A 26,846-nucleotide genomic window follows, 5' to 3' on the forward strand; every position below is an offset into this window, starting at 1 on the left:
AAAATGCATTTTACAGAAAAAAAATTATGTTTATAAGCAATAAAATCTTATTTTTGATTAAATCAACTTTATGAAAAAGAAGGAGCGACAACAAAAAGTAATTGACGAAGTAAGCATTAACAGAAAAGTTAGCTCAAGTTTTCTATCTGAAAAATTAAACGTTTCTGAAGACACTATACGAAGAGATATTAAACAGCTAGATGCTAAAGGTTTAATTACTAAAGTACACGGAGGCGCTATTTCAACTATTCAGAAACTCTATCATTATAACGAGGACGTTATATATAATAGAGAAAATAAAATTAGTATTGCACAAAAAGCTATTTCTTTAATTGAAGATGGTATGGTTATTATTATTAGTGGAGGAACCACTAATTTAATGCTCGCTAAATTACTTCCAAAAGATTTAAAAGCAACTGTATATACTTACAGCCTACCTATAGCTATGCAATTAACCGAACATCCTTTAATTGAAACTATTTTTATTGGAGGCAAAATACACAGAAGTTCTATGGTTACCACTGGTATTGACGTTATTCAATATTTATCTAATATTAGAGTGAATATTTGTTTTATGGGGGTTAGTGGCTTAAGTTTAGAACAAGGTATTACAGACGAGGGTTATGAAGTGTCCCTAATAAAAAAAGCGATGATAAATGCCGCCGAACATATTGTTTATTTAGCTACCTCAAACAAATTAAACTTAAGACATAATTATGATGTTTGTAATCTTAACGAGATTGACACCGTAGTAACTGATTTAAATTCAGATGATCCAAAACTTAAAGACTATATTTCTGCAGGTGTAAACTTATTATAATATAACAACTCAACGAAGGACCGTTTATTATTAAAGTACTTCGTTTAAAAAACAAAAAAAATGATACACAAAAAAATTTTTAAAAGTAGTTTCCTTCTTTCATTATTATTTTTAATGTCCATTTCGGTAAGCTGTCAGAAAAAAAATAAAACTCAAAAACCAGCCTTAAATGAACATAAAAACATTATTGTTGGAGCCAATGAAACTGAAGCATATTTAGGTTTATTAAAAAATAAAAATGTTGCAGTTGTTGCCAATAACACCTCAGTCATTTTTAAAAATGACTCATCTAAATACGAACACTTAGTTGACTCTTTGTTAACATTACACATTAATATTACTAAGGTTTTTGCACCAGAACATGGCTTTAGGGGAAAGGCCGATGCAGGCGAAGTTGTTACCAATTCAATAGACAGTAAAACTAAATTACCTGTATATTCATTATACGGAGCAAACGAAAAACCATCATCTGAAGTTTTAAAAAACGTTAATATGGTAGTTTTTGATATTCAAGATGTCGGTGTAAGGTTTTACACTTATATATCTACTTTACATTATGTTATGGAAGCTTGTGCGGAAAACGGAATTCCAGTCATTGTTTTAGACAGACCAAACCCAAACGGTCATTATGTTGATGGCCCTATTGTAGAAAGTGACTTTAAAAGTTTTGTAGGAATGCATCCTGTTCCAATAGCTTATGGGATGACTATTGGCGAATATGCTAAAATGATAAACGGCGAAAAATGGTTAGACAATGGTATTCATTGTGATCTTACCGTAATTCCTCTAAAAAATTACACACATAACTCCACTTATAGCCTACCATTAAGACCCTCACCTAATCTTCCTAATGATAAATCTATAAATCTATATCCTAGTTTATGCCTGTTTGAAGGAACTAACGTTAGTTGTGGAAGAGGTACCGAAATGCAATTTCAAATATTTGGTTCTCCAAGTTTACCAAAAGACTCATATAAATTCACCTTTACTCCTGAACCTAATTTTGGATCAAAAAAACCAAAACACATGGGACAGGAATGTTATGGTTTAGACTTGTCTAAGACTAAGGATTTAGACCATTTAAATTTTTCTTGGCTTATTGACGCATATCATGCAACGTCTCAGAAAGATGTATTCTTTAATAAATTTTTTAACAAACTAGCTGGTTCAGAAAAACTTAAAAATCAAATTGAACAAGGGCTAACCATGGAAGAAATAAGAGCATCTTGGCAAAAAGATTTAGAAGCTTTTAAAACAATAAGAAAAAAGTATTTAATGTACCCATGATGACATAATGAAAATCGTAATCATAGGTGGAACTGGACACATTGGCACTTATTTGATTCCTCGTTTAGTAATGAAGGGACACGAAGTTGTCTGTATAAGTCGGAAAAAGAGACAGCCATATGACATGCTTCCCGTATGGAAATTTGTGAAACAAATGGCTATTGATAGAAACAAAGCAGAACGACAAGGTATCTTTGGCTCGCAAATTAAAGACTTAAAAGCCGACATATTAATAGACCTCATTTGTTTTACACCAGAAAGTGCATCCATGCTTGTAAAAGCTCTTGCAGGAAATATTCAACATTTTATACACTGCGGCTCTATGTGGGTACATGGACATAGCTCTCAAGTCCCTACATATGAAAGTCAAGAGCGCAGCCCTTTCGGTGAATATGGTATTAATAAAGCGAATATTGAATCATATTTAATTTCAATGTCCCAACAAAAAGGATTTCCAGTTACTATATTACATCCCGGACATATTACTGGACCTGGTTGGCTACCCATTAATCCCGTAGGCAACCAAAATCCAGAAACATTTATAAAATTAGCTAAAGGCAAAGAAATAATTTTACCAAATCTTGGAATGGAAACTGTCCATCATGTACATGCAGATGATGTTGCGCAGGCATTCGTTAATAGTATTGAAAACAGGCAAAATTCAATAGGAGAAAGTTTTCATGTTGTCTCAGAACAAGCAATTACTTTAAGAGGGTATGCTAATGCCATGGCTAAATGGTTTGGACAAGAAACTAAGCTTAGCTTTTTACCATATAATGAATGGAAAAAAATAGTTAGCAAAAAAGATGCTGAATTAACATGGGATCACATTAGCCATAGCCCTAATGGCAGTATTGTAAAAGCAAAGAAATTACTGAATTACAATCCAAGATATAGTTCGCTGCAAGCTGTACAAGAGTCAATTAAGTACTATTTTGCTAAAGAAAACATATTAATATGACAATAATATCAATTAATATCAGAAGCTTTTTAAAAAAATAATCCTAATAAAATATTAAGAAATGATAAAGCGTATTACCCTTATTTCATCGTTAATATTGTTATTATTAACCCTTAGTTGCTTTACACCAAATAAAGACAAAAAAGATTTATCTATAAAAGAAAAGAAGAACATTGTTGTTGGAGCTAATCAAACGGAAAACTATATAAACCTTTTAAAAGGTAAAAACATAGCTGTTGTAGCAAACAACACGTCTGTTATTTTTAAAAACGACACCGCACGTTATACCCATCTGGTTGATTCTTTATTATCACTGGGGATTCATATCACAAAAGTTTTTGCACCAGAACACGGTTTTAGAGGGACAGCTGATGCAGGAGAAGATTTAACCGATACCATAGATTCTAAAACAGGATTACAAATAATATCGCTGTATGGGGAAAATAAAAATCCAACAAAAAAACAAATATATAATTACAGAAAACCGACGCCTGAACAATTAAATAACATCGACGCTATTGTGTTTGACATCCAAGATGTTGGAGTACGGTTTTACACCTATATATCAACACTTCATAATGTTATGGAAGCCTGTGCCGAAAATAACATCCCTCTTATTGTTTTAGATAGACCAAACCCAAATGGTCATTACGTTGATGGGCCTGTTTTAGAAGAAAACACAAAAAGTTATGCTGGACTCGGCCCCATACCAATAGTATATGGAATGACCATTGGCGAATATGCTTTAATGACAAATGGCGAAAAATGGCTAAATAATGGTATTCAATGCAACCTTAAAGTAATCCGATTAAAAAATTACACACATAAGTCCACATATAGCTTACCGTTAAGGCCTTCCCCTAATCTTCCCAATGATAAATCAATAAACTTATATCCAAGTTTATGCCTTTTCGAAGGAACCAACGTTAGTTGTGGAAGAGGTACAGAAATGCAATTTCAAATATTTGGATCGCCTTATCTCCCTAGTAATATCTATAACTTTTCGTTTGTACCTAAACCAAATTTCGGTTCAAAAAACCCAAAACATGAAAATGAAAAATGTTATGGACTGGATTTATCAGAAGCAGACAACCTACAAAGTATAAATTTTAGTTGGCTCATAGATGCTTATCGCTCAACAACGATGAAAACTGACTTTTTTAGAGATAAAGCTTTCAACAAACTAGCAGGAAACATCTTGCTTAAACAACAAATTGAACAAGGGCTAAGCATGGAAGAAATAAGAGCTTCTTGGCAAAAAGATTTAACTAAATTCAACAAAACAAGAGCAAAATATCTCATATATCCTGAGAATTAAAAACTTTTCTTAAAACACCAATCATCTACCAATATTTTAAAATCATTATTAAAAAAACTATTTTGAGGTTAAATAATATTGCTTAATTTAGATGTTGATGATTCAACTGTTTATTTCAAGCAACATAGATTTTTTAACCCACTGGTTATAATGAAAAAACTTACTATTCTTGTCCTAATTTTGCTACCCTTATTTGGCTTTACTCAAGCTAATAAATTCATACGAAAAGGTCAAAGAGCCACAGACCCTCAAGAGAAAATCAGCCTTTTTTCTGAAGCCATTAAATTAGAGCCAGAAAATCTTGATGCTTATTTTTACAGAGGTGTGACTAGAGACAATATAGGAGATCACAATGGTGCTATAATGGATTATACTAAGGTGATTTTTTTTAGTCCGAGTGCAGACGTCTACTTTAATAGAGGTAATTCAAAATACAGTTTGATGGATTATTTTGGAGCCAAAGAAGATTTTGAAAAAGCGATAGAACTAGATACCAGCTTTATTCAAGCCAAATACAGTTTGGCCGTCACTAAGTTTAATCTAGAAGATTATGAAGGTGCTATTTTAGACTTAAAAAAAATGAATCCTAAAACGCCAAATATTCTTATGCTTCTGGGCCAATCTTATGAGGCTCTTGATGATTTTAAAAATGCTTTACTAAGCTATACTTCAGCTGTTTTAAATAGTCCTGACACCCAAACTTTTTATGCTCGTGGTCAGTTTTATATGGGAATAAACTACTATAAAAATGCCAATGAAGATTTTACCATGTCTGCGTCTTTAGATAACACCAATGTACCTGCCTTCTTTTTTACAGCGGTCTCTTATTATTTTTTAGGTGAATTTGACCAAGCATTAAATTATTTTTCACAAGTTTACAAATATGATGCTACAGATATTGATGCCGCCATTGGACTTGCATTAACGTATTATCATTTAAAAGATCTTCCCAACACAAAACTGTACTTTCAAAAGGCTAAAAACCTGCTTAAAGAATCTGCTTTAGATGAAGATGACGGCATAAATCTTTTTAAAGACACCTATTGGTTTCAAAAGCAACAATATGCACTCAAAAAAGATTTTGAAACCTTAAATAATTTATAGAGAATTTGATTATTTATATTTTATAGGCAAATGCACCACTTTTTTAGTTTCAAAAAAATCTTCATTAAAATAATCACTTAAATTATAAATAGTAGTTGTTTTATAATCTTTAAGTTCCTCTGACAAATCACCTCCTTTTAAATATAAGATACCATTTTTTAGCGAGTGGTTTTGCTTTTTGGCAATTTTTCCTTTAGTCCAATGCACAAAGGTGGGCATAGCGGCAACCGCTCTGCTAATTATAAAATCATAAGTCCCCTGAATCTCTTCAACGCGACTATGGGTTGTTTTAACATTGGTTAGCCCTAAACCTTCAACAACCTCATCAACTACTTTCAGTTTTTTAGCAATACTATCAACTAAATGAAATGAGCAATTTGGGAATAGGATTGCCAAAGGAATACCAGGAAATCCACCACCAGTGCCAACATCCAATAACTTGGAACCTTCCTTAAAAGTTATTACCTTTGCTATACCTAGAGAATGCAACACATGGCGCAGATATAATTCATCGATATCCTTTCTAGACACAACATTTATTTTTAAATTCCAATCTTGATAAAGAGATTCTAATTTTTTAAATTTTAAAATTTGATCTTCCGTAATATTTGGGAAATATTTTAAAATCAGCTCCATTTGTGTTAAATTTTCAACAAAAATATAGTTTTTATATCCATATTTTTACAAAAAAACGTTATTACTTCACTTGGTTTATAGTTATCTTTGCCAAGTGTATTATAAATCGAATAAATTTAACAATACCTTTTAAATTAATAGCATGACAAAACAAGCTCTATCCTTTTCTAGAACGGACTCAGCAAAATTTTTTAAAACACTCAACAAACGAGTTAACGATTACTTTAAAGAGAATAATATTAAACGTACAGGTAACTGGAAATTATATATTAAAACAATTATAATGTTTACCTTATTTATTGTTCCAGTTGTCTTGGTTTTAACTGTAGATTTACCTGTTTGGACACAAATTCTATTTATGGTTATTGTCGGCATTGGAATGGCCGGCGTTGGAATGAATGTAATGCATGATGCAAACCATGGCTCTTTTTCAAGTAAAAAATGGATTAACAAATTAATGGGCAGTAGTATATACATCTTGGCTGGAAACGATTATAATTGGAAAGTACAGCATAATGTGTTACATCATACCTATACCAATATACAAGGACACGATGAGGATATTGATGCTGGTAGAATTATTAGATTTTCTAAGCATACTAAATGGCTTAAAATTCATCAGTATCAAAAATATTATGCCTTCTTTTTATATGGGTTATTAACGGCTAATTGGGCCATTACTACCGATTTTATTCAAACGTATCAATACCTAAAGAGAAAGCTATCTTATGGTAAATTTCCAAATCCAGCAACACAATGGACTAAATTGATTATTGGAAAAATAATTTATTATTCCGTTTGGATTGTATTACCATTGTCTTTAGGATTTGCATGGTGGGAGGTTTTAATTGGTTTCTTTATTATGCACTACACGGCAGGAATTATTTTAAGTGTCATTTTTCAATTAGCACACGTGATGCCTAATACGGAAATGCCTGTACCAGATGAAGATGGTAATATGAAAAACACTTGGGCTATTCATCAATTGTTTACTACTTCAAATTTTTCACCTGAAAGCTGGATTGTTGAATTTTATACAGGTGGTTTAAACAGACAAGTTGAACATCATTTATTTTCAAATATTAGTCATGTTCATTACAGTAAAATAGCTAAAATAGTTAAGGAAACTGCTCGCGAATTTAGCTTACCGTATAATGAATACAAAACATTCTGGAAAGCCGTTACTGAACATTATAACCAATTAAAAGAACTAGGGCAAAAACCTAGTTTAGCCTAACCATAAAATACTTTTACAAACAACATGCAATTACTATCTGATAGAATTTTAAATATGGCTACCTCTGCAACGCTAGCCATGGCTGCAAAAGCACGAGAATTACGAACTGAAGGAAAAGATATTATTGGGTTAAGTTTAGGCGAACCCGATTTTAACACGCCCGATTTCATTAAAGATGCAGCAATTCAAGCCATTAATGACAATTACAACTCATACTCACCTGTTGATGGCTATGCAGATTTAAAACAAGCCATTATCACAAAGTTTAAACGTGATAATAATTTAACCTATACACCAACTCAAATAGTCGTTTCTACTGGAGCCAAACAATCTTTAGCTAATGTTGCCGCGGTTATGGTGAACAAAGGTGATGAAGTTATTATGCCATGTCCATATTGGGTAAGTTATGCTGATATTGTAAAACTAAATGAAGGAATTCCTGTTGAAGTACCAACAACGATTGCTACAGATTTTAAAATGACTCCTGAACAATTGGAAGCAGCTATAACACCAAAAACTAAAATGATTTGGTTTAGTTCGCCTTGCAATCCAAGTGGTTCAATTTATAGTAAAGAAGAACTAAGAGGTTTAGCCGATGTTTTAGTAAAATATCCAGATATTTATGTGGTTTCAGACGAAATTTACGAACACATTAATTACGTTGGAGGTCATGAAAGTATAGCACAATTTGAAGACATGTATGATCGTACTATCACGGTTAATGGTGTTTCAAAAGCCTTTGCAATGACAGGATGGCGTATTGGATATATTGGTGGTCCAGAAAAAATAGCGAGAGCCTGTAATAAAATGCAAGGACAAATTACAAGTGGAGCTAACTGTATTGCACAACGTGCAACCATAACAGCTTTAAACGCAGAACCGTCTAAAGTTAAATACATGATTGACGAGTTTAAAGTGCGTCGTGATTTAATTTTAAGTTTGTTAAATGAGATTGAAGGGTTTAAAACCAATACTCCAGAAGGAGCTTTTTACGTGTTCCCAAATATTTCTCATTTCTTTGGAAAAACGCTTCGAGGTAAAACCATAAACAACGCCTCTGATTTTTCTATGTATTTATTAGAAGAAGCTTTAGTAGCCACTGTTGATGGTGGTGCTTTTGGAAATCCTGATTGTATTCGAATTTCTTATGCTGCGTCTCAAGAACAAATTATTGAAGCCATTAAACGTATAAAAGAAGCTTTAAGCTAATTTCTGATTTATAAAATTAAAGAAGCCATTTGTTGTTAGTGGCTTTTTAATGAAAATAAATTATTCCAGAATTGACTGTAGAAATTCTCTGTTTCAAGTAATTGATTGTGTGTTCCAAAAACATTAGAGTTACCATTTTCAATAATATAAATTCTATCTGCTAAATGTTTTAAAGAATGTAATCTATGGGAAATAAAAATGATACTCATTTCTTTCTTTAATTTTATTAATAAATCTAAAACAAATTGCTCAGTTTTTCTGTCCATAGCAGACGTAAATTCATCTAACAATAAAAGTTGAGGTTTTTTATACAAAACACGCATAAATGCAAGTAATTGTTTTTGTCCTCCAGATAAATTAACACCTTCTTCTCCCAAAATAGTTGCATATCTTTGTGGTAACTCACATATGAATTTTTCAAAACCATAATCTTTACAAAACTTAACTATGTTTTCTGGATCATCTTCTTTACCTAGCAAAACATTATCAACTATATTACCATTAAAAACTGTAATATCTTGAGGTATTACACCAACAATACTTCTCCAATCTTCTGTATTGAGATCTTTTAAATGAAGTTCATTGTTGATAATTATCATTCCTTTTTCGAATGGATAAAATTTTTGAAGAACTTGCCCTAAAGTACTTTTACCACAGCCACTTTCACCTACAATAGCAATACATTCATTTTTATTTACTTCTAAATTTATATTTTTTAATAATTGACTTCTTCCAGCAAAACGAAAGGATAGGTTTTCAATTTTTAAAGACCAAAAGGTTTTAAGTTCCTTTTCGCCTAACTGCTCTTTATCCATAGAAGCAAACTCATACATTCTATTAAATGCTACTTTAGCTTCGTTTATTGGAATAGTAATTAAAGCTAAACTAGCTACAGCTGGCAACAAACTTCCCGCTATTCCTAAAATTGCCATAAGTTCTCCTAATTGAATTACTTCATTATAAACTTGAATCGAAGTATACACCAAAATACCCATTAAAAATAGAACACTAAAAATTCCAGAAAAAACGGAAAGCCTTACATTTATTTTACTAAGATTAAATGTCTTCTCTTGATAGTTTCCATAAATAAGCTGATTCATTTTTTTAAAAATAGCTTGCCTATTATTATTTTTAATTGTTGCTATACCTTGCATAGACGTTATATAATTACTTTCGCTAAATGCATAACCCTGCATCACTTCCTTTTGTGCAGATATAATTCGCTTATTAAAGCTATAGAGTAATAGAAAGTAAAAAGGCAAACTTATAGATGCGATTAAACCAGCTTGCCAAGAATAATAGAATAAAAATGCTAATGATACAATAGTAATCAAAAAACTAATAATAACATTACTTGCAACCATACTTATAACACGTTGAACACGCTGAGTATCATTTAATCTTGCGACTAATTCACCTATTTTACGAGTATCAAAAAAAGGTTTTGGTAAATGTAATAAGGAGGTGTAAAAAATATCAATGATTCTATTATTGAAATCTTTGGTTTGAGTAATTAAAAAATAATCACGCAATGCTGTAAATAACACTCGTACTAACAGTAAAAAAGTAACTAATATAATTCCCATAATAAGTTTATTAAAATCCTTAGAAGGTAAAATATCATCAATTAGCTTTTGAGAAAAAATAGCCATGGCCATACCTAAAAATGCAATACCAAAACCAAGAAACACACTAAATGACAATAATTTATAATCGTCTTTTAACAAACTTAAAAACCATTGTTTTTTATTTGCCTTTATAGTATCTGCCTTTTTAAAAGTTTCGTTAGGACTTATAGTTAAGTAGGTTTTTGATTTCCAAACTGTAGCTAATTCTTCTTTTGAGTAATACGAAATGCCTTTTGAAGGGTCGCCTATAATAAATTTACCATTTTCAAAACCATAACAAACCACATAATGTTGTAAACGATCTTCAATAAGCACATGCAATATTAATGGTTCTTTATATTCTATTAAAGCTTGTATATCTGCTTTATTACCTTGTGCTGTAAAACCTATTTGATTGGCTGACTGAAATAAACCCAAAAGCGTGGTTCCTTGTTTTGTGGTGCCGCTTAACTCTCGTAACTTTTCTAAAGAATTTGAACCCTTGTAATATTGTATTATGGATAGTAAACAAGCAACTCCACAATCGCTTTGGTCGTGTTGTATTACAAAAGTTCTTCTTAATTGTTTTTGCGAAAGATTAGCTCTACTAATTTTCATTTATATTGTTGAAAATGACTTTTATTTTCAAGAAGCTTAATAAGCACTTCTACTTTTAACTGCCCTTTATGTTTTTTTATTAATTCCTGATTCATATTATAAACTAGAATGTAAGGAACAGAGGTAGCATCAAAGCGATTCGAAAAAGTGTTACTGCTATCATATAAAAAAGTAATGTTAGAATGAAGTGAAAGATTATAGTTATCTCCAAATTCTTTAATGCTTTTGATATCCTCTGTTGAAACAAAAAGAATTTGGCAATTTTTAAAAAATTCAATATTTTTATTAATATTTTGTGCTTCGTGTTGACAATAATCACACTCAGTGTTAAAATAAATAAAAATAGTAGGTATATTTAAAGCTAAATCTGCTTTAGTAAAATCTTTATTTTCCAGAGTTTTAAAACTGAATTCTGGAATAATTTGCAAACTCTTTTCAATATTGTTCTTATATTGCATTTTGTCATAAACATTGTAAACTAAATAGCTTAACAAAGAAAAAATAAATACAATAATAATTACTTTGAGTATTTTTTTCATAATTTACCAACTCTATATAACAATCTCTAATAGCTAAAAGACCAATTAATTCATATTCAAATTAAAAAACATAACAGCTACTACCCAAATCAGTAAGCTCAGGCCATAACTACTAACAACAATAATAAAACCTTTATCCATTGTAACTTTAATAGCTTTAGAAATAGAATAACTTAAAATAAGACAATAAGCTAATTCAAATAAATTAATTGTTTGTAAAGGATATATAAACCAATTATTTAAATCTTTATAACCTACAATATTTAAAGCAGATAACGGATAGAAATTAATGATATCCTCTAATTTATAATTAGTCTGAAAGAAGAAAAACCAACAAATTTTCAAAATACCTGTCAACAAAAACACAAACTCTGCATTTATCACAAAAACCCATAATTGGATAAAACCAATTATGGGCTTATTTTTGAATGCAAAAAAAATACCAATATCAAGAATTGCCGCTATTACAATAGTTTTTATAAGAAGTACTATACAAATAATAGCATACCTTACCCAAAGTAAATTGTCTTGAAACTCAAAATATCTTTGAACTTGTTTATCAGTTAATTGTTCAGCTAGAGTGTTGTAAATTATATTCCTAACATCCAAATTATACTGAACAATTTCTATCATTAAAATTGTGCCAATACAAAGTAAAAAGAACCTTAAAAAGTTATTCAATCAATTATTATTTTTTGTTTTTGTAGAGAATTTAAAAGAATTAGAGAAATTTATTTTTCAAAATATAATTCCTTAAAAAATTTTATTCTCCAAATAGGTATAAAGAAAAACAAAAAAGCTTCTTTCTTAACAACATCTTTTTTAAGTAGTCTATAATAGTCTGTAAAAATTCTATATATATAATAAAACACCAATAAGGTTATAAATAAGGTAGAATTATTACTTTTAACACTTAAAAATAACAAAGGAATTGGCAATAAAATTTGAAAATAATAGACTAATAAATTTTTCATAATATTAAGTTTTTAAAAAAATCACCTCACTAACAATCTATGTAACAAGCTACTGCCAATGCTACAGCTGTTTCAGGAATAAAAGCACTTTGAACTATTGCCCATACAGAAACCCACCCATGATTGCTATATGCATCTCCTAAACAATCTACAACATACTGCCCACATTCTTTTCCTGCAATAATTTCTTCCATTTCTGAAAAAGATAATGCATGTGTGCTACAAGCAATATCCTTTTTTTGTAATTCTAATGTTCCCATAAAAATATAAATTTTAAGTTATACACCTACTCTATTTTTAGGATTTTCGGTTAACTCCTTATTTAATCAAAGAAAACCAATTTTTCTAAATTTGTAATGTGGTTTTACCACATTTTTTAAATTTTACTAAGAAATTTTATATTTAATGTTTATCTTTCCTTGTAATTAATACCGCAAAAATGCCATTTCTTAAAAAGCAAATTAACTTACTTATCGTAGAGGATTGCAGTATTATAGCCGATGCTTATAAAATTATTTTAGAGAGCATGACTAAAACTTCCTTTATTATAAGTTTCGCAACCAATTGTGATGAAGCTATAACACATATACACAATAAAACCTTTCAGTTAGTATTGTTGGACTTACAACTTCCTGTTTCAAAAAGTAATCGTTATTTAAATGGAGAAGATTTAGGCCTTTTAATAAGAAAAGCGTCACCAAATACTAAAATTATTATTCTAACTAATGTTTCTGATTCTTTAAGAATTACTAATATTGTTAATAATTTAAATCCTGAAGGGTTTGCTATGAAATCAGAAATTGATACAAAAGATTTGAAACATGTTGTAGATTTAGTTTTGAAAAGTAAAAATTTTAAAAGCAAAACTATAGAGTTTTATGCCAATAAACTAAATTTTAAAGGTATTAAAATTGACAATTTTGATAGACAAATATTGTATCATTTATCTATGGGTGAAAAAACAAAAGATATAAGTAAATTCGTACCATTTTCACATAGAACCATTGAAGTAAGAAAAAGCAAATTAAAAAGTCTTTTAATCCCTGAAAGTAATACCAATACAAATTTAATAAAAGAAGCCAAAAAATTTGGTATAATTTAAACTGAATTTTTAACTACCTTACAAAGGTAAATTATAAAATACGTTTAATGTTAAACTTTGACTCTATACATTCTTTAAAAAGCTACTAAAATTCAGTGATATATATACAAAAGCTATCATACAAATTAGAATTGAAACTATTATAATTTGCTTTATCCGTAGTTGCTTGTTTTCTCTTTGAATCTTTTCTTTTATCCTATCCAATTGTTCTGGAGTTGCTTTTGGAAATTCTGCTAATTGAACAGCTGAATAATTCCCAGAAAGAGCTCTTTTTTCTTTTCTTTTAGCTACGAGATTTCTATTGTTTTTTAATGAATTATTAGCAGCCATCATTGATCCTTCTCCTCCCATGATTTCTAAGTTTTAAGTTAATACTGTATTGAAGATTTCAATACATAAATTTTGTAGACACATGAACAATTAATAAACTTAAATTTATCATTGTTCAACAAAAAATATAAAAGACTAATTTGAGATTAGCTCAAGATTATCAGTTAACAATCGTAAAAAGCTGCTTTATTTATAAGTAGAAAATTTGATAAAAATGTTACATCTGAAATAAAGATATTTAGATAACATTGTTTTATGTATAAAAAAAAGACTGCCTTTTCAAGCAATCTTTTTTTTATTAAGTATTTTAAACTAAATTATTCTTCTACGGCATCATCAACTTTGTCAACAGTGTTATCTACCGCATCACCAATACCATCTCCTACCTCTTCTACACCATCTTGAATCTTTTCTCCTGCCGTTTTTTTCTCTCTGCAACTAGTTGCAATAGTTCCAACTAACATCAATAGTGAAAATACATATATTAATTTTCTCATCTTTTTTAATTTTTAAAGTTATTTATTCTTAAAACTGATATCTTAAACCCAATGCTATATCCAATCCTAAATCATCATTGTTATAACGTTCATCACCAAAAGCTATTTCTGGTCTAAAGTCCAATGAAATTAAAAGTGGGATATCAAAATTATATTCTATACCTATATCGCCCGCTGCAAATACAAAAGTGTCGGTATAATCGTTTCCATTGTTAATATTATTGTCATGGTAACCATATGACCCTAGACCTCCACCAAGACCTAGATACCAATTAAATCGGTTTTCTATTGGCATAACCCATTGGTATAAACCAGCAAGTTTAAAACCGTCATAGTTATTTCCATTTCTCCATCCTAAATCCAGCTCCAGTCTATTGTCTGTACTTAAACGTGCCTGATATGATATTTCTCCTCCAAAACCATCATTATCACCTAATCGCAATCCTAATGCATTCTTCGAAATTTCTTGAGCGTTCATTGATACACTAGCAATTAATACTATTACACCTGTTATTAATAATTTTTTCATCTATTTATTTTTTAATTATCTAGTTAATATTATTTTTTTGCTTCTGCATTTTCTTCAGATTTCGCGCCCATTCTATTTAATGTGTACATGGGAGCAAATTTTAATTTCAAGCCTGCAATTTTTCTGTTATCGGAGCTTGTTAAGCCTTCTTTTTCTACTGTATTTTTTCGAGTATCAATCGCTTCGTAAATCAATTTAATCTCATCCCAGTCTTCTCTTGAATATGAATCTTTATTTTTCTCTACCGTATCCACGAAATTTTGGTAAACACTTAAAATATTATCTTTGTTTATCCACTCAAATTTCATATCATCATTCATATAGTTTTTTCCTAAAAGAGCTAATCTTAAATTATTTTTTGCATTTAGCATGTCTTGGTGTCTTTTTTCAGCTAACTGTGCTTTGTAATCTTCAAACTTTAATGTTGAATCATCTATGTCATTTTTTAAAGCTTCACTTTCTTTAAGGTCTTTTATATTTTCATTGGCAGTGTATTTATAGGTAGTGTACCCATTTTCAATGTTATTCCAATTTGAATTGGCTGCGGCAAGATCTAAATTGGAAATTGAATCCACATAGCTTGCATACTCTTCTACTTTTAGTTTGGCTGCCTCCTGTTTTTCATCTTTACATGATGTAAAGAGTAAGCCTAATGTGCATATTACGATTGAAATTTTTAATGTTTTCATAATTTTAATTTTAAATGTTTTTTGAAATAATTTTTGTTGTAAAATATTGTAATGTAAACCCCAATAGGTTTTTAATAATTGATTTTGATTTGCCTACCAATAGTTGTTTTGATAGATAGCCTCCAGCTAAACTTATTAAAGATTCAAATAAATTGCTTTTAACTTCAGGCTCTTCTTTAATATCATTCAAAGCTCTTATTAATAATCTTGAAGGTCTTAATTCTTGATAGGAAGTGTCAAACTGAATTTTTAGTTCCTTAAGATTCTCACTTCTTTTATTCTCCAGATTAATGATTTTGCTTTCTAGAATTTGGTTCTGATTTCTATAATTTTTCATCTTGTCCGAACTTAGATTCTATGTTTTCATTTCTTCTGGATTTTAACAATTTTGCAATCACAAGGTTTGTTATAGGTATTTTGATATATTTATTACTGAAAAAATAAATGAGTATGGTAATAATTAAATAGAAACCTGATACTATTAAAAACCCTAGGTAATAACTCCCAATTAAATTCCCAATTAATAAACTAATGGCAATGTTAACAAAGAGCGTGAATAAAGAAAATACTAAAACCAGTGCTATTCTTGATACTAAAGACGATACAACATCAGCCGTAATGTCTATAGCATTCAGTTTGTACAACTCTAAACTGGTTTCAGTATATTCTTTAACTTTTTCATAAAGCAATTCTATGTGTTTTGCCGCAGTTTCCATTTATTTTTAATTAGGCCTTTTTCATCCTTTCCTTTATTTCCTCTTTTTCCTTTTTCAGCAATTCTTCTCCTTGATCTTTTATTGACCCGTATTTTTTTGAAACCGTATCAAGAAAATCATCAAAACTGTCTTTTAGTTTGTCTTTTGTTTCTTTGGTTTTCGAGACCATTTTTTTTCTGGTTTTTTCTCCTTTATCTGGAGCTAATAATATTCCTAATGTTGCTCCTACTGCTAAGCCAGCAACTAATCCTAGTATTGTGTTACTTGATTTCATCTTTTTTTAAATTTTAATGGTATTGATAATTTTGAATTATTGTTGTAGTTAGATTCCTCTGCCTCCTATCAATCTAAATAGTATGGCTATAACGGCCAGCACTAATAAGATGTGTATTATTCCACCGACACTGTAGACAAAAAATCCTAATGCCCAACCAATTACAAGTATTACAGCAACTATGTATAATAAGCTTCTCATTTTGTTATGTTTTTAAAGGTTAATAATTATTTTGATATGTTAATTGATTCAATAATATTTGATTTTACTACCTCTGTAGTTCCGAATGAATTTAATGCGCTTTGTGCTTCTTTTAAACTTGTTGATATACCTGATGCTTTACCGCTATTGGTTATCACATTCCATGTATAAATTTTAACTTCTTCATTCTCATTTGTTGAAGACGTTGGAATAATGTTCTTTTTTATAATCCTAGCGTTGTTTGTTAACATGGTTATTTCTTTATTTACATCTTCTATACTTAGACTAGTCCCTGTAAAAACTCCCATTTTTGTTTCTATGGTCCATTTATAAACTTGGGTGGTATTGCTTTTTAAGTTTGCTTTCATTGTATTGGCATATAACTTATTTGATGCTATAGTGTCTGATGCAAAAATTGATTTGTTCATTATTTTTCGGTCCTATATCTTAATATAAGAATACTACAAAGGTGATGCTGAAAGAAGGGTTTTATGTTACAGTATTTTGGTTGATTCTTACAGAATTCCTATTCAAAGCTGGTTTTAAAATTGTTTTCTGTGATTGAGAATATAAAATGCCTCAAAAAAGCCCACGTTTAAGGACTTTAGGACTTTTCAAAAATTGATGTGAAGTATAAAATTTTAATTAACTGGAAGATAAACAGTAAAAACAGAGCCCACATTAATCTCGCCTTTGGCAAAAATATACCCTTTGTGATTATCAACAATCTTTTTACAAATTGAAAGCCCGACACCAGTACCTGAATATTCTTTTTTGTTATGAAGTCTATTAAATAATTCGAATATTTTTTCGGCATACTTTTGGTCAAAACCAATGCCATTGTCAGTAAAAGTAATTTTATGGTAAAAACTTTTAGACGCTTTTAATAAATCAGGGGTATCGTTTGCTTTTACTTTTGTATAGTTTATTTTAATAATTGGTACCGTTTCTTCCTTACTATATTTTAAAGAATTACTTAATAAATTTGAGAATAATTGCTGTATCTGAAATTCTATCACCGTAGCTTTTGGCAAGTTGTCACATGTAATTTTTGTTTTTTTTTCTGAAATAATTTCGGCCACATCCTGTTTGGCATTTTCAAAAAGATCATTTAAATCTGCACTTACAAATTCCTTATCAGGCTTATTGGTTCTTGAAAACTGAAGTAAATCATCTATTAATAAACGCATCCTTGCAGCTGCTGATTTAATACGCTCTAAATATAGACGTCCTGAATCTGAAAATTTAGCACCCTCCTTTTCTTCTAACCTAGAAATAAAGGTTTGTATTTTCCGCAAAGGTTCTTGTAAATCATGGCTCGCCGCATAGTTAAAAGCAGAAAGTTCCTTATTATTTCGTTCTAGTTCTAAATTATGTTCTTCAAGCGTTAAAATACTTTCTATCTCATCAGTAATATCACTGGTATTACCTATTAATCTTTTTTGCCCATCAACACTATAGAAGGCTTTTGCATATGCCTTTAGATATTTTATTGAACCGTTTTTTTGAATAATTCTATAGTTTGTTACGGGCAACTCTTCAACATCAATCATTTTATCCAAATCTTCAGCAAACTTGTCCACATCTTCAGGGTGAACAAATTTCAAAAAATTATCGAAAGTAGCTTCAAACGATTGAGGGTCTTTACCTAAAAGGCGGTACAGATTATCTGAATAGGCAAACTTATTAGAATCTATATGCCAAATCCAGTTACCATGGTTGCCGATAATTTCTGATTGATTTGTAGATTCTTTAAAGATTAATAACTGGTCGTTTTTTGCTTTTATGTTTTTTAAGTCATTACTAATCTTATTATAGGCTATAATAATTAATATAAGGGTAGCTAGTAACACTGAATAAAAAAATAATGGCGTAAACTGCAAATCACTTTGGTTTTCTTTTTGACGAATATTGAGCAGTTTATTTTCTAATTCAAACATAACAGTAGACTGACGCCTGATACTATCTATTATTATTTTTTCTTTAAAATAAAGCGTTTTAAATGCTTCGGTATTTGTTTCATCATTTTTAACAAAAACATTGGTTTTAGAAAAGTTAGAGAAAAGGCTGTCGGTTAATATCTTTAAAACCTTTAAGTTTTCCTGTTGTTCAGAATTTACTTCTATAAGGCCTTTTAGTCTTAGAAAAGAATTGTTAACTTTTTTATACGTATTTAAATAGGGCTTTAAATAAAAAGTGTCTTTTGTTGCTATATAATTTCTGTATCCACTTTCAGCATCTCTTAAATAAGAAACTATTTGCTCTAATTCAACATTAACTTTATAGGTTTTAATAACTACTTCTGTAGAATCTGTCAAATTAGAGATATGCCTGTATGTAAAACCTCCTATTACAAGAATAACAAACAAACTCAATAAAAGAATGAATCTTAAAAATGATGTTGATTGAACTAAATATTTCTTTTTCATTAGAGTCTCAATAAAAAGTTGTCCTTATTTAAGGCATTGGTATGATATTGCCAATTAATAGAAACCACTTCTGAAAGTACTTTTTTAAGTTTTTTAAAGTCGTTTGGTTTTTTTATATAAATATTTGCTCCCAACACAAAGGTTTTTTCTATATCTTCTTCTGAAGCTGACGTAGAATAAATGGCAATAGCAATTCCAGACATTTTATCACTGGTTTTAATTTCTCTTAAACATTCTATTCCTGTTTTTTTGGGCATGTTTAAATCCAGAAAGAGGACGTCGGGCATAAGTGATTCATCGTCATTTAAATAATTCATAAGCTCTTCACCATCATTGAACGTATTGACTCTTGTATTGATTTTTAATTCGTCAAAAGCATCTGTAAAAAAAAGAATGTCATCTTCATCATCATCTGCAAGAATTATATGGATGTAATCTGTATGCATAAACTATTAATATAACTAGTTAGGTTTTTTTTGGGCTATTTCCCTTCTTTTAAAAATAATCCGTTGAAAAGCAGAAGGCGTTATACCCGTTGTGTTTTTAAACTGTGTACTTAAATGTGCGACACTTGAATAATTTAGTTTAAAAGCTATTTCGGTTAAATTTAATTCTGTATTTAAAAGGAGTTGTTTTGAATATTCTATTTTTTGAATAATAATAAAGTTTTCTATGGACGAATATGTGATTTCTGAAAACAGATTGGAAAGATACCCGTAACTGTGCCCTAGTTTTTCAGATAAATACACCGAACTTTTCACTTTCAAATCGGTGTCTTCATTGAAAACCATATTTATAATGGCGTCTTTAATTTTTTGAACCAAAATACCTTTCTGACTTTCTACTATTTCAATTCCGTAATCGTTTAAAGACTCATTTAGTGCAAGATATTCCTCTGGTTCTATTTTTTTCAAAAGTTCTACCTCACCAAAACCTAAGATTTTGTATTCCAAGTTTAGCTCATTGAACTTAGACTCCAATACTTTTTTGCTGACTGTATTAAAATCGAATTTTAAGAAAAGTTTCATATTAAAATGTGTTAACTTTCATTAAAATGCTAACAAGTAAAGGTAGTGAAGGGTTTCGTATAAACGACTGTTTATTTGTTTTTTAAATAGTTTTAAACAAGTGCATTTAAGTTATAACAGTTTCATTTTTCTTAGTTTCCTCCATGCTTTTAGCCTATTTCTAACGGTACTTTGCAGATGCTTATCAATTGGTTCTCCCATTAAAAATCCATAGGCGTGGTATTCTGGAGTATTGTCAAAAATAATTTTTAATGTAGCCACAATTGGCAATGCCACAATCATACCAGCTATACCCCAAAGCATGGAAAAAACTATAAGCGACAAAATTGCTATAAAAGCATTAATACTAACTTTAGAACCCGTTATTTTTGGTGTTATAAAATTACCTTCTAAAAATTGTATAAAACTAAATATGGCAATAACACCAAAAGCATACCAAGCTGAATCTTTAGTTGCTAACGCAACAATTGCTGGTAATAATGATCCAATAAAAATGCCTACATAAGGTATTAACAATAAAAATGCTGCCAAAAAGCCAAAAAAGAAAGGATTTCCAATTCCTAACAACAGTAACCCAATACTATTTAAACAGCCAACAATTATAATGACCTTTATTAATCCCAATAAATAATTTTGTTGAATTCTATATACTTTCCTAATCATTCGGTTTAAAAATGCTTTTGGCTTATTTCTAAATAATTTATAATAAAAGACTCTGAAAAATCGCCTGTAGTACAAAAAGAAAAACAGATAAATAGGTATTAAAACAAAGTAGCTGAATATAAACCCAGACTGGTAGATAAATCCACCAATTTCATCAAATCGCCCTTTTAGTAAACTTTCAAGTCTTAAATCTTTTGTGAATAACGAACTTCTTCTACTTATACCAAAAGTGTCATACGTAAATTCTATAAAGTTATAGTAAAGCGTTGTTAATTTTGCTATATAGATGTCACTGTTATTAATTAAGGCGTTAAGTCGAAAATAGACTATTGCAACTAATAAAGCTGTAACACATAATATTATTGTTATGGAGCACAAAGACGCAAATAAGCGATTGCACCGCCATCTTTTTTCTAGAAACTTTTGAATAGGAAATATCATAATTGCCAATATAGACGCATATAATATAGGTATGATTAATGATTTTAATATATATAATATAAAAACAACGGCGATAAACGAAAGTAAGCTAAAAGCGCTGTGTGTAATGTGGTTTTTTACATTCATATAGTCATAAAAAAACTACCTAAAGATAAATTACATATATTGTTCACTAACCAACCAATAGTATAGGAACTGTATTTTCTCTAGGCAGTATTTTTTTTAAATTATTTTAAAGATTTACTTCCAATAAAACTTATAAGAATAGCCGCAAGACCTAGCCCGATAGTTATATATGAATTGGTATTATCTTGAGTTGTAATGTCAAGTGAACCTATACTTAATGAGGCTTCCGGAGCAATCATTGTGTAAATTCCGTAAACCAATAGTCCAATACCGGCTACCAACAAAATAAATTTTATATTCTTATTCATAATCTTAAATAATAAATCGTTTAGTTTATAAGTGTGTTCAACACCTTGTGATACAAAGTTATGCTTGAACGCCCCTCCTTTCGTTACACAATTCTCAATGATTATTACAAAATTTTAATAAAGAACAAGATTATATAAAAAAACGGCCTTAATAAAAGCTAACATTTAGTGCTTAAAAAAATTGTGGAAAGAAACACTAAAAATTACTAATACCTATTGCTCCAAAAGAAAGGTTTGAATAAAATTTGAGCTTTAACAACTAGCGTGAATAATTTATTAATAAAAAATCAATAAATAAAGAATCACAAAAACTGCCACCTTCAATAAAGTTTCTACACCAGATGTAGTTCTGTAATGGTAACTTTTAACTTGCTGTCTAATACCAAAAACTGAATTGGCTTCAATGTTTTCTAAATTAGACTTTGCAATAATTTGATAATTTGAATTTAATATTCCTTCTGGTTTAATATATTCTTCAATTTTTCTTGGTTCAAATGTGGTTTCAATACCCTGTCTTGATATTACTAATTCCATGACAATAAATTTAATTGGTTATATAATCACGACGTTTTAAACATTGATTTGTTACAATCGCAATCACACATAACTCATTAAAAAACAAGCAACAAACTCTGAAAATACTTATGAATACTGATGTTTTAAAAAGAAAAATAAATTTTTATTTTATCTATTTCTCCAGAAAAAAGGAGTGAATAAAATTAAAACTGTAAAGAGTTCTAAACGCCCAATAAGCATTAAAAAGGAGGCCCACCATTGTGCTAAAATCGGCAGTGCAGAATAATTATTTACAGGCCCAAACAAACCTAAAGCTGGCCCAATATTTCCTAAACTCGAGGCAGATAACCCAACGGCCGATTGGAAATCAATTTCAAACATCGAAAACACTAAAGCTCCAACAATAAAAGACAGCATATAGAGAATAAAAAATGCCAAAATATTAAATACGATATCCCCCGAAATAGCTTTTGAATTATATCTTACAGGTACAATAGCGTTAGGATGTAATGTGCGCTTAAATTCTAAAAAGCCGTTTTTTATCATAATTAAATGACGAACCACTTTGACACCTCCAGAAGTACTCCCTGCAGACCCACCTAAAAACATAAGACCGAAAAAGAAGACGATTAAAAATGGAGTCCACATGGTGTAATCAGCAGAGATAAAACCTGTTGTTGTAATAACTGATATTACCTGAAACAAACCATGCCTGATGGCACTTTCTGCTTCTCCATAAATCATAGGATGGTCAACGGATGACAAAGAAACATCAGCTCTAAAATAAATTTCAGCAGCCGCAATTAACGAGAAAATCACAATAAATTTAAAGTACAGTTTAAATTCTTCGTCTTTTATAATCTTTTGAACTTTTCCTTTAAATGCAAAATAGCTTAACACAAAATTAGTACCTGCCAAAAACATAAAAAGAATAACGATGTATTGTATAAGTGGCTGCCCATTCCAATAAGCCAAACTTGCGTTTTTAGTGGAAAAACCACCAGTTGATAAGGTAGACATAGCATGATTGATAGCATCAAAAAATGACATACCTGCTAATTTTAATAAAATAGTTTCAGCAGCAGTATATCCAAAATAAATAAGCCAAAGACGTTTAGCTGTATCTGTAATTCTTGGATGTAATTTATCTGTACTTGGCCCAGGAGCTTCGGCCGCAAAAAGCTGCATCCCTCCAATTCCCAGCAATGGTAAAATAGCAATCGCTAAAACAATAATTCCCATACCACCAATCCAATGGGTTAAACTTCTCCAAAATAAAACACCCTTTGGAATAACTTCTATATCATTTAAAATAGTAGCTCCCGTGGTTGTATAACCAGACATCGTTTCAAAAAAAGCATTTGCAAAACTGGGGATACTTTCGGTAAACATATAAGGCAACGTACCAGAAAGAGTCATGATTACCCATCCAAAGGCTACCACAATATAACCTTCGCGCTTATTCATTTCCTTGGTATGGAATCTGGTATAAAACATGGCAAAACCACCCAACGCTAAAGTTAATAGGCTTGCTAGTAATAATTGAAATGTTACGCCATCTTTATAAATTAAACTAACTAGAGTTGACAATAACATAAAGCCACCATTAAATAATAATAGTAGACCAAACAAATGACATATAATTTTATAATTCAGTTTCACGAAGCAATATTTCTAAAAGAAAAAACTTTCAATTTTATGAATGGATTGTGGTAAACAACAAACAACAACCTTATCTCCTGCCTTCACTCTAAAATCTCCTAGGGCAACCATGCCTTCATCTTCTCTAATAACACCACCAATAATTGCTGTTAGTGGAAAATCAAGATCTTTGATGAGTTTGTTACAGATTTTCGATTTAGAATTTACAACAAATTCTAAAAGCTCGGCATTCATACTATTAAGTTTGGTCATAGCAACCACATCTCCTCTTCTTATATATCTAAAAATACTATTGGCCGCCAAAAGCTTTTTGTTAATTAGGGTATCGATACCTATAGAATGTGATAATTCAAAATAATCCATGTTCTCAACAAGAGCAATGGTTTTTTTAACGCCTCTGTTTTTTGCTACCAAACTTGAAATAATGTTTGTTTCAGAATTTCCTGTAACGGCAATAAAAGCATCCATATCGCCAATGTTTTCTTCTTCCAGTATTTCAACATTTCTTCCATCACCATTAATCACTAAGGCGTTTGGTAATCGGTCTGCAAGTTCAAAAGCTCTTTCTTTATCTTGTTCAACAATTTTAATATTAAACTTTCCTTCAGTTAAGCTCTTTGCTGTTTTTCTTCCAATTCTTCCGCCACCCAAAATCATAACATTCTTAATTTCAGCTTTAAACAAGCCTGCTAGTTTACATAATTCTTCATCACCACCTTTAGAGGTTATAAAGACAACATGATCGCCTTCATTTAATATAGTGTCCCCTCTAGGTATGATTGTTAAATGAGATCCATAACGCTGAATGGCTATTGGAACAAAATGAATCTCTGGAATAATTTGTGCGGCTTCTTTAACCGATTTTCCATTAATTCTGGCTGTTTTTTTTAAGTTTAAACCAAGCATGGTCAAGGCTCCATTTTCAAACTCATATGTATCATTAAAAACCGATTGATTTAAAAGTAACTCAATCTCTTTTGCAGCCAGAGATTCTGGCGAAATAAGCTCGTCAATTCCAAATTGCATAAAACCTACTTTACCCTTATAATCAATAAATTCTGTATTTGATATTCTGGCAATTGTTTTTTTTGCTCCAAGTTGTTTTGCTAATACGCATGCAGTAATATTTGTTGACTGAGATGAGGTTACTGCAATAAATAACTCAGTACTGTCCACATTAGCTTCAGTTAGTAAACCAATCGATGTAGCATCCCCTTTTAAAACTTTTATATCAAGATGTGTTTCTGCATAAATAAGGCTGTCTTTCTTTGGATCGATTAAGGTTATTTCTTGTGATTCATAGGACAATAATTTTGCCAAATGAAATCCAACTTCTCCTGCTCCAGCTATTATTATTTTCATGTTTAGTTAATATAATCGTGGCTAATATAATATAAATTATAGATGACTGATTAATAAATCGTTGTAAAAAGGTTTTTAATGTTTATCTAAAAACTATTGTATTCAAAAAAAATATTAAGACATTAATTCTGTCAATATTTATTTTGCCATTCATGGAATAATTTAAAGTAAAAAAAAATATGTAGGTTTGTCAAAAAAAAGAAATTGTCGAAAATTACACCTTATAAAAATAGTGAATTAGGAAAAAAAGAACAGGTTACAAAAATGTTCGATACCATTTCTAAAAACTATGACGGACTAAACAGAGTTATTTCATTTGGAATTGATGTTAAATGGCGAAAAAAAGTTGTTAAGATTGTTGAAAAAACACATCCTAAAACAGTTTTAGATATCGCCACAGGAACCGGTGACTTAGCCATTGCTCTTGCAAAAACAGATGCCAATAAAATTATTGGTTTTGATATTAGCAGTGGCATGTTGGAAATTGGAAAACAAAAAGTTGTTAAAAGCAACCTGCAAAACACTATTGAAATGGTTTTAGGAGATTCTGAAGACATGCCTTTTGAGGACAATACCTTTGATGCTATTACCGTTGCATTTGGAGTTCGTAACTTTGAAACTTTAGAAAAAGGGCTCTCTGAGATTTTAAGAGTATTAAAACCTAATGGTATTTTTGTTATTTTAGAAACATCGGTTCCTACAAAAACACCATACAAACAGGGTTATAAATTATACTCGAAATACATATTACCATTGATTGGAAAACTATTTTCAAAAGACAGAAGTGCTTATCAATATTTATCTGAATCAGCATCTGTTTTCCCATATGGTGAAGCGTTAAACAATATTTTAACTAAAATTGGGTTTATTAGTGTTAAAGATTTTCCGCAAACATTTGGAGTTGCTACGATCTATACATCATCAAAACTATAATATGAAACAGGCATTTTTACTAATATCTTTTTTATTATTGTTTCAAGCTACACAGGCACAGCTTTTTACAAAAGAGAAAGTAACCTATGATGCCAATCAAGGTAAAGGATCTACCGATTATAATTTATTGCGATGGGGTTATTATCTGGGGTTTAACAATTATGATTTTAATTTTGATTACAATCAAGATTTAAGAGATATTTTTGTAAAACGAAGCGTAGGCTTTAATGTAGGTTTAATTGGTAATTTACGTATCAACAATTTTATAGATTTACGTTTGGAGCCAGGTTTAGTAATAACAACAAGAGAATTATATTATAGTCCTGAATACTTTCAAGGCGTTTCATATAACAATAATGATTTAATACGCGAGGTTAAATCTACTTACGTGCATATTCCTTTATTAGTTAAATTTTCTACTAAAAGAATAAATAATTTCAAGCCATTTGTTGTTGGCGGTATTTCTACCGCATTAAACTTATCTAGCAACGAAAATAATCCAGACGATAATAATAATGGGCAATTCAGAACAACAAAAAATTCGTTGTTTTATGAGCTTGGTTTTGGTATTGATTTTTATTTATACAATTTCAAATTCACGCCCTCTATTCGTGGTATTTTTGGTATTAACGATGAACTTATTAGAGACAAAGACCCAAACAGCCCTTGGACCAGTAATATTAATAGTATGAAAACAAGAGGCCTTTTTATCAACTTTACCTTTCAATAA

33 protein-coding genes are annotated in these 26,846 nt (G+C 30.1%); 10 read left to right on the forward strand and 23 right to left on the reverse strand.

The genetic code is table 11. From position 1 onward, the window contains the following. Window positions 1-70: 70 nt before the first annotated feature. From G5V56_RS13855 to G5V56_RS13875, 5 genes are all read left to right on the forward strand, one after another. Window positions 71-820 carry a DeoR/GlpR family DNA-binding transcription regulator gene (locus G5V56_RS13855; RefSeq protein ID WP_166966034.1) on the forward strand — a complete coding sequence of 250 codons (750 nt, stop codon included), beginning with the start codon at window positions 71-73 and terminating at the stop codon, window positions 818-820. 60 nt (window positions 821-880) lie between these two features. Continuing rightward, window positions 881-2,107, forward strand: coding sequence for an exo-beta-N-acetylmuramidase NamZ family protein (locus G5V56_RS13860; RefSeq protein ID WP_166966036.1), 1,227 nt, complete (start codon window positions 881-883; stop codon window positions 2,105-2,107). A gap of 7 nt (window positions 2,108-2,114) precedes the next feature. After that, window positions 2,115-3,068: an NAD-dependent epimerase/dehydratase family protein gene (locus tag G5V56_RS13865; protein WP_166966038.1), complete on the forward strand. Its 954-nt coding sequence runs from the start codon at window positions 2,115-2,117 to the stop codon at window positions 3,066-3,068. A 61-nt stretch (window positions 3,069-3,129) separates the two neighbouring features. Beyond that, entirely contained in the window at window positions 3,130-4,386 is a 1,257-nt protein-coding gene (locus tag G5V56_RS13870; protein ID WP_166966040.1) for an exo-beta-N-acetylmuramidase NamZ family protein, read from the forward strand. 150 nt (window positions 4,387-4,536) lie between these two features. After that, window positions 4,537-5,490 carry a tetratricopeptide repeat protein gene (locus G5V56_RS13875; protein ID WP_166966042.1) on the forward strand — a complete coding sequence of 318 codons (954 nt, stop codon included), beginning with the start codon at window positions 4,537-4,539 and terminating at the stop codon, window positions 5,488-5,490. Window positions 5,491-5,499: 9 nt separating this feature from the next. Here the strand turns inward: G5V56_RS13875 and rsmG are convergent, their stop codons facing one another. Then, on the reverse strand, window positions 5,500-6,126 hold the full coding sequence (rsmG, locus tag G5V56_RS13880) for a 16S rRNA (guanine(527)-N(7))-methyltransferase RsmG (protein ID WP_166966044.1): 627 nt from the start codon (window positions 6,124-6,126) through the stop codon (window positions 5,500-5,502). 142 nt (window positions 6,127-6,268) lie between these two features. Between rsmG and G5V56_RS13885 the strand changes: the two genes are divergently transcribed. Both G5V56_RS13885 and G5V56_RS13890 read left to right on the forward strand, forming a co-directional pair. Next, entirely contained in the window at window positions 6,269-7,363 is a 1,095-nt protein-coding gene (locus G5V56_RS13885; protein WP_166966046.1) for a fatty acid desaturase family protein, read from the forward strand. Between the two features lie 24 nt (window positions 7,364-7,387). Then, a complete protein-coding gene (locus tag G5V56_RS13890) occupies window positions 7,388-8,572 on the forward strand; it encodes a pyridoxal phosphate-dependent aminotransferase (protein ID WP_166966048.1) in 1,185 nt (394 codons plus the stop codon). 35 nt (window positions 8,573-8,607) lie between these two features. Here the strand turns inward: G5V56_RS13890 and G5V56_RS13895 are convergent, their stop codons facing one another. The 5 genes from G5V56_RS13895 to G5V56_RS13915 are packed head-to-tail and all read right to left on the reverse strand — an operon-like array spanning window position 8,608 to window position 12,570. Beyond that, window positions 8,608-10,797, reverse strand: a complete 2,190-nt coding sequence (locus G5V56_RS13895; RefSeq protein ID WP_166966050.1) for a peptidase domain-containing ABC transporter — start codon at window positions 10,795-10,797, stop codon at window positions 8,608-8,610. Continuing rightward, complete coding sequence (locus G5V56_RS13900; protein WP_166966052.1) at window positions 10,794-11,336, reverse strand: peroxiredoxin family protein; 543 nt, start codon at window positions 11,334-11,336, stop codon at window positions 10,794-10,796. Before G5V56_RS13900 ends, G5V56_RS13895 begins: the two co-directional genes overlap by 4 nt. A 45-nt stretch (window positions 11,337-11,381) precedes the next feature. Further along, window positions 11,382-12,017, reverse strand: coding sequence for a hypothetical protein (locus G5V56_RS13905; protein ID WP_166966054.1), 636 nt, complete (start codon window positions 12,015-12,017; stop codon window positions 11,382-11,384). Window positions 12,018-12,067: 50 nt separating this feature from the next. Beyond that, complete coding sequence (locus G5V56_RS13910) at window positions 12,068-12,310, reverse strand: hypothetical protein (protein WP_166966057.1); 243 nt, start codon at window positions 12,308-12,310, stop codon at window positions 12,068-12,070. A gap of 29 nt (window positions 12,311-12,339) precedes the next feature. After that, window positions 12,340-12,570: a hypothetical protein gene (locus G5V56_RS13915; RefSeq protein WP_166966059.1), complete on the reverse strand. Its 231-nt coding sequence runs from the start codon at window positions 12,568-12,570 to the stop codon at window positions 12,340-12,342. A gap of 179 nt (window positions 12,571-12,749) precedes the next feature. On the opposite strand from G5V56_RS13915, the gene G5V56_RS13920 reads away from it, so the two are divergent. Then, a complete protein-coding gene (locus G5V56_RS13920; RefSeq protein WP_166966061.1) occupies window positions 12,750-13,412 on the forward strand; it encodes a response regulator in 663 nt (220 codons plus the stop codon). 63 nt (window positions 13,413-13,475) lie between these two features. Here G5V56_RS13920 and G5V56_RS13925 read toward each other — a convergent pair whose 3' ends face one another. From G5V56_RS13925 to trkA, 17 genes are all read right to left on the reverse strand, one after another. Next, on the reverse strand, window positions 13,476-13,763 hold the full coding sequence (locus G5V56_RS13925; protein WP_166966063.1) for a hypothetical protein: 288 nt from the start codon (window positions 13,761-13,763) through the stop codon (window positions 13,476-13,478). A 296-nt stretch (window positions 13,764-14,059) separates the two neighbouring features. Next, entirely contained in the window at window positions 14,060-14,239 is a 180-nt protein-coding gene (locus G5V56_RS13930; protein ID WP_166966066.1) for a hypothetical protein, read from the reverse strand. 28 nt (window positions 14,240-14,267) lie between these two features. Then, window positions 14,268-14,768, reverse strand: coding sequence for a hypothetical protein (locus G5V56_RS13935; protein ID WP_166966068.1), 501 nt, complete (start codon window positions 14,766-14,768; stop codon window positions 14,268-14,270). 29 nt (window positions 14,769-14,797) lie between these two features. Then, window positions 14,798-15,457 carry a DUF6565 domain-containing protein gene (locus tag G5V56_RS13940; protein WP_166966070.1) on the reverse strand — a complete coding sequence of 220 codons (660 nt, stop codon included), beginning with the start codon at window positions 15,455-15,457 and terminating at the stop codon, window positions 14,798-14,800. A gap of 10 nt (window positions 15,458-15,467) precedes the next feature. Further along, entirely contained in the window at window positions 15,468-15,794 is a 327-nt protein-coding gene (locus G5V56_RS13945) for a hypothetical protein (protein WP_166966072.1), read from the reverse strand. Next, on the reverse strand, window positions 15,781-16,173 hold the full coding sequence (locus tag G5V56_RS13950) for a hypothetical protein (protein WP_166966074.1): 393 nt from the start codon (window positions 16,171-16,173) through the stop codon (window positions 15,781-15,783). Before G5V56_RS13950 ends, G5V56_RS13945 begins: the two co-directional genes overlap by 14 nt. Before the next feature lie 10 nt (window positions 16,174-16,183). Beyond that, window positions 16,184-16,447, reverse strand: a complete 264-nt coding sequence (locus G5V56_RS13955; protein ID WP_166966077.1) for a YtxH domain-containing protein — start codon at window positions 16,445-16,447, stop codon at window positions 16,184-16,186. Between the two features lie 48 nt (window positions 16,448-16,495). Then, on the reverse strand, window positions 16,496-16,648 hold the full coding sequence (locus G5V56_RS13960; RefSeq protein ID WP_166966079.1) for a lmo0937 family membrane protein: 153 nt from the start codon (window positions 16,646-16,648) through the stop codon (window positions 16,496-16,498). 26 nt (window positions 16,649-16,674) lie between these two features. After that, complete coding sequence (locus G5V56_RS13965) at window positions 16,675-17,076, reverse strand: hypothetical protein (protein ID WP_166966081.1); 402 nt, start codon at window positions 17,074-17,076, stop codon at window positions 16,675-16,677. 213 nt (window positions 17,077-17,289) lie between these two features. Beyond that, window positions 17,290-19,077 (reverse strand): ATP-binding protein, encoded by a 1,788-nt coding sequence (locus tag G5V56_RS13970; RefSeq protein WP_166966083.1) that lies wholly within the window; start codon window positions 19,075-19,077, stop codon window positions 17,290-17,292. Further along, complete coding sequence (locus G5V56_RS13975; RefSeq protein ID WP_166966085.1) at window positions 19,077-19,523, reverse strand: response regulator; 447 nt, start codon at window positions 19,521-19,523, stop codon at window positions 19,077-19,079. Before G5V56_RS13975 ends, G5V56_RS13970 begins: the two co-directional genes overlap by 1 nt. 15 nt (window positions 19,524-19,538) lie before the next feature. Further along, on the reverse strand, window positions 19,539-20,105 hold the full coding sequence (locus G5V56_RS13980) for a helix-turn-helix domain-containing protein (protein WP_166966087.1): 567 nt from the start codon (window positions 20,103-20,105) through the stop codon (window positions 19,539-19,541). A gap of 111 nt (window positions 20,106-20,216) precedes the next feature. Further along, window positions 20,217-21,335, reverse strand: a complete 1,119-nt coding sequence (locus G5V56_RS13985; RefSeq protein WP_166966089.1) for an AI-2E family transporter — start codon at window positions 21,333-21,335, stop codon at window positions 20,217-20,219. A gap of 101 nt (window positions 21,336-21,436) precedes the next feature. Continuing rightward, window positions 21,437-21,643, reverse strand: a complete 207-nt coding sequence (locus G5V56_RS13990; RefSeq protein WP_166966091.1) for a hypothetical protein — start codon at window positions 21,641-21,643, stop codon at window positions 21,437-21,439. Window positions 21,644-21,919: 276 nt separating this feature from the next. After that, window positions 21,920-22,177, reverse strand: coding sequence for a hypothetical protein (locus tag G5V56_RS13995; protein WP_166966093.1), 258 nt, complete (start codon window positions 22,175-22,177; stop codon window positions 21,920-21,922). Window positions 22,178-22,327: 150 nt separating this feature from the next. Next, complete coding sequence (locus G5V56_RS14000; RefSeq protein WP_240911318.1) at window positions 22,328-23,755, reverse strand: TrkH family potassium uptake protein; 1,428 nt, start codon at window positions 23,753-23,755, stop codon at window positions 22,328-22,330. A 78-nt stretch (window positions 23,756-23,833) separates the two neighbouring features. Beyond that, on the reverse strand, window positions 23,834-25,183 hold the full coding sequence (gene trkA / locus G5V56_RS14005) for a Trk system potassium transporter TrkA (protein ID WP_166966097.1): 1,350 nt from the start codon (window positions 25,181-25,183) through the stop codon (window positions 23,834-23,836). A gap of 204 nt (window positions 25,184-25,387) precedes the next feature. On the opposite strand from trkA, the gene ubiE reads away from it, so the two are divergent. Beyond that, window positions 25,388-26,116 carry a bifunctional demethylmenaquinone methyltransferase/2-methoxy-6-polyprenyl-1,4-benzoquinol methylase UbiE gene (gene ubiE, locus G5V56_RS14010; RefSeq protein WP_166966099.1) on the forward strand — a complete coding sequence of 243 codons (729 nt, stop codon included), beginning with the start codon at window positions 25,388-25,390 and terminating at the stop codon, window positions 26,114-26,116. Window position 26,117: 1 nt separating this feature from the next. Then, window positions 26,118-26,846: a type IX secretion/gliding motility protein PorT/SprT gene (porT, locus tag G5V56_RS14015; protein WP_166966101.1), complete on the forward strand. Its 729-nt coding sequence runs from the start codon at window positions 26,118-26,120 to the stop codon at window positions 26,844-26,846.

The organism is Yeosuana marina (assembly GCF_011762485.1).
Taxonomy (GTDB): domain Bacteria; phylum Bacteroidota; class Bacteroidia; order Flavobacteriales; family Flavobacteriaceae; genus Yeosuana; species Yeosuana marina.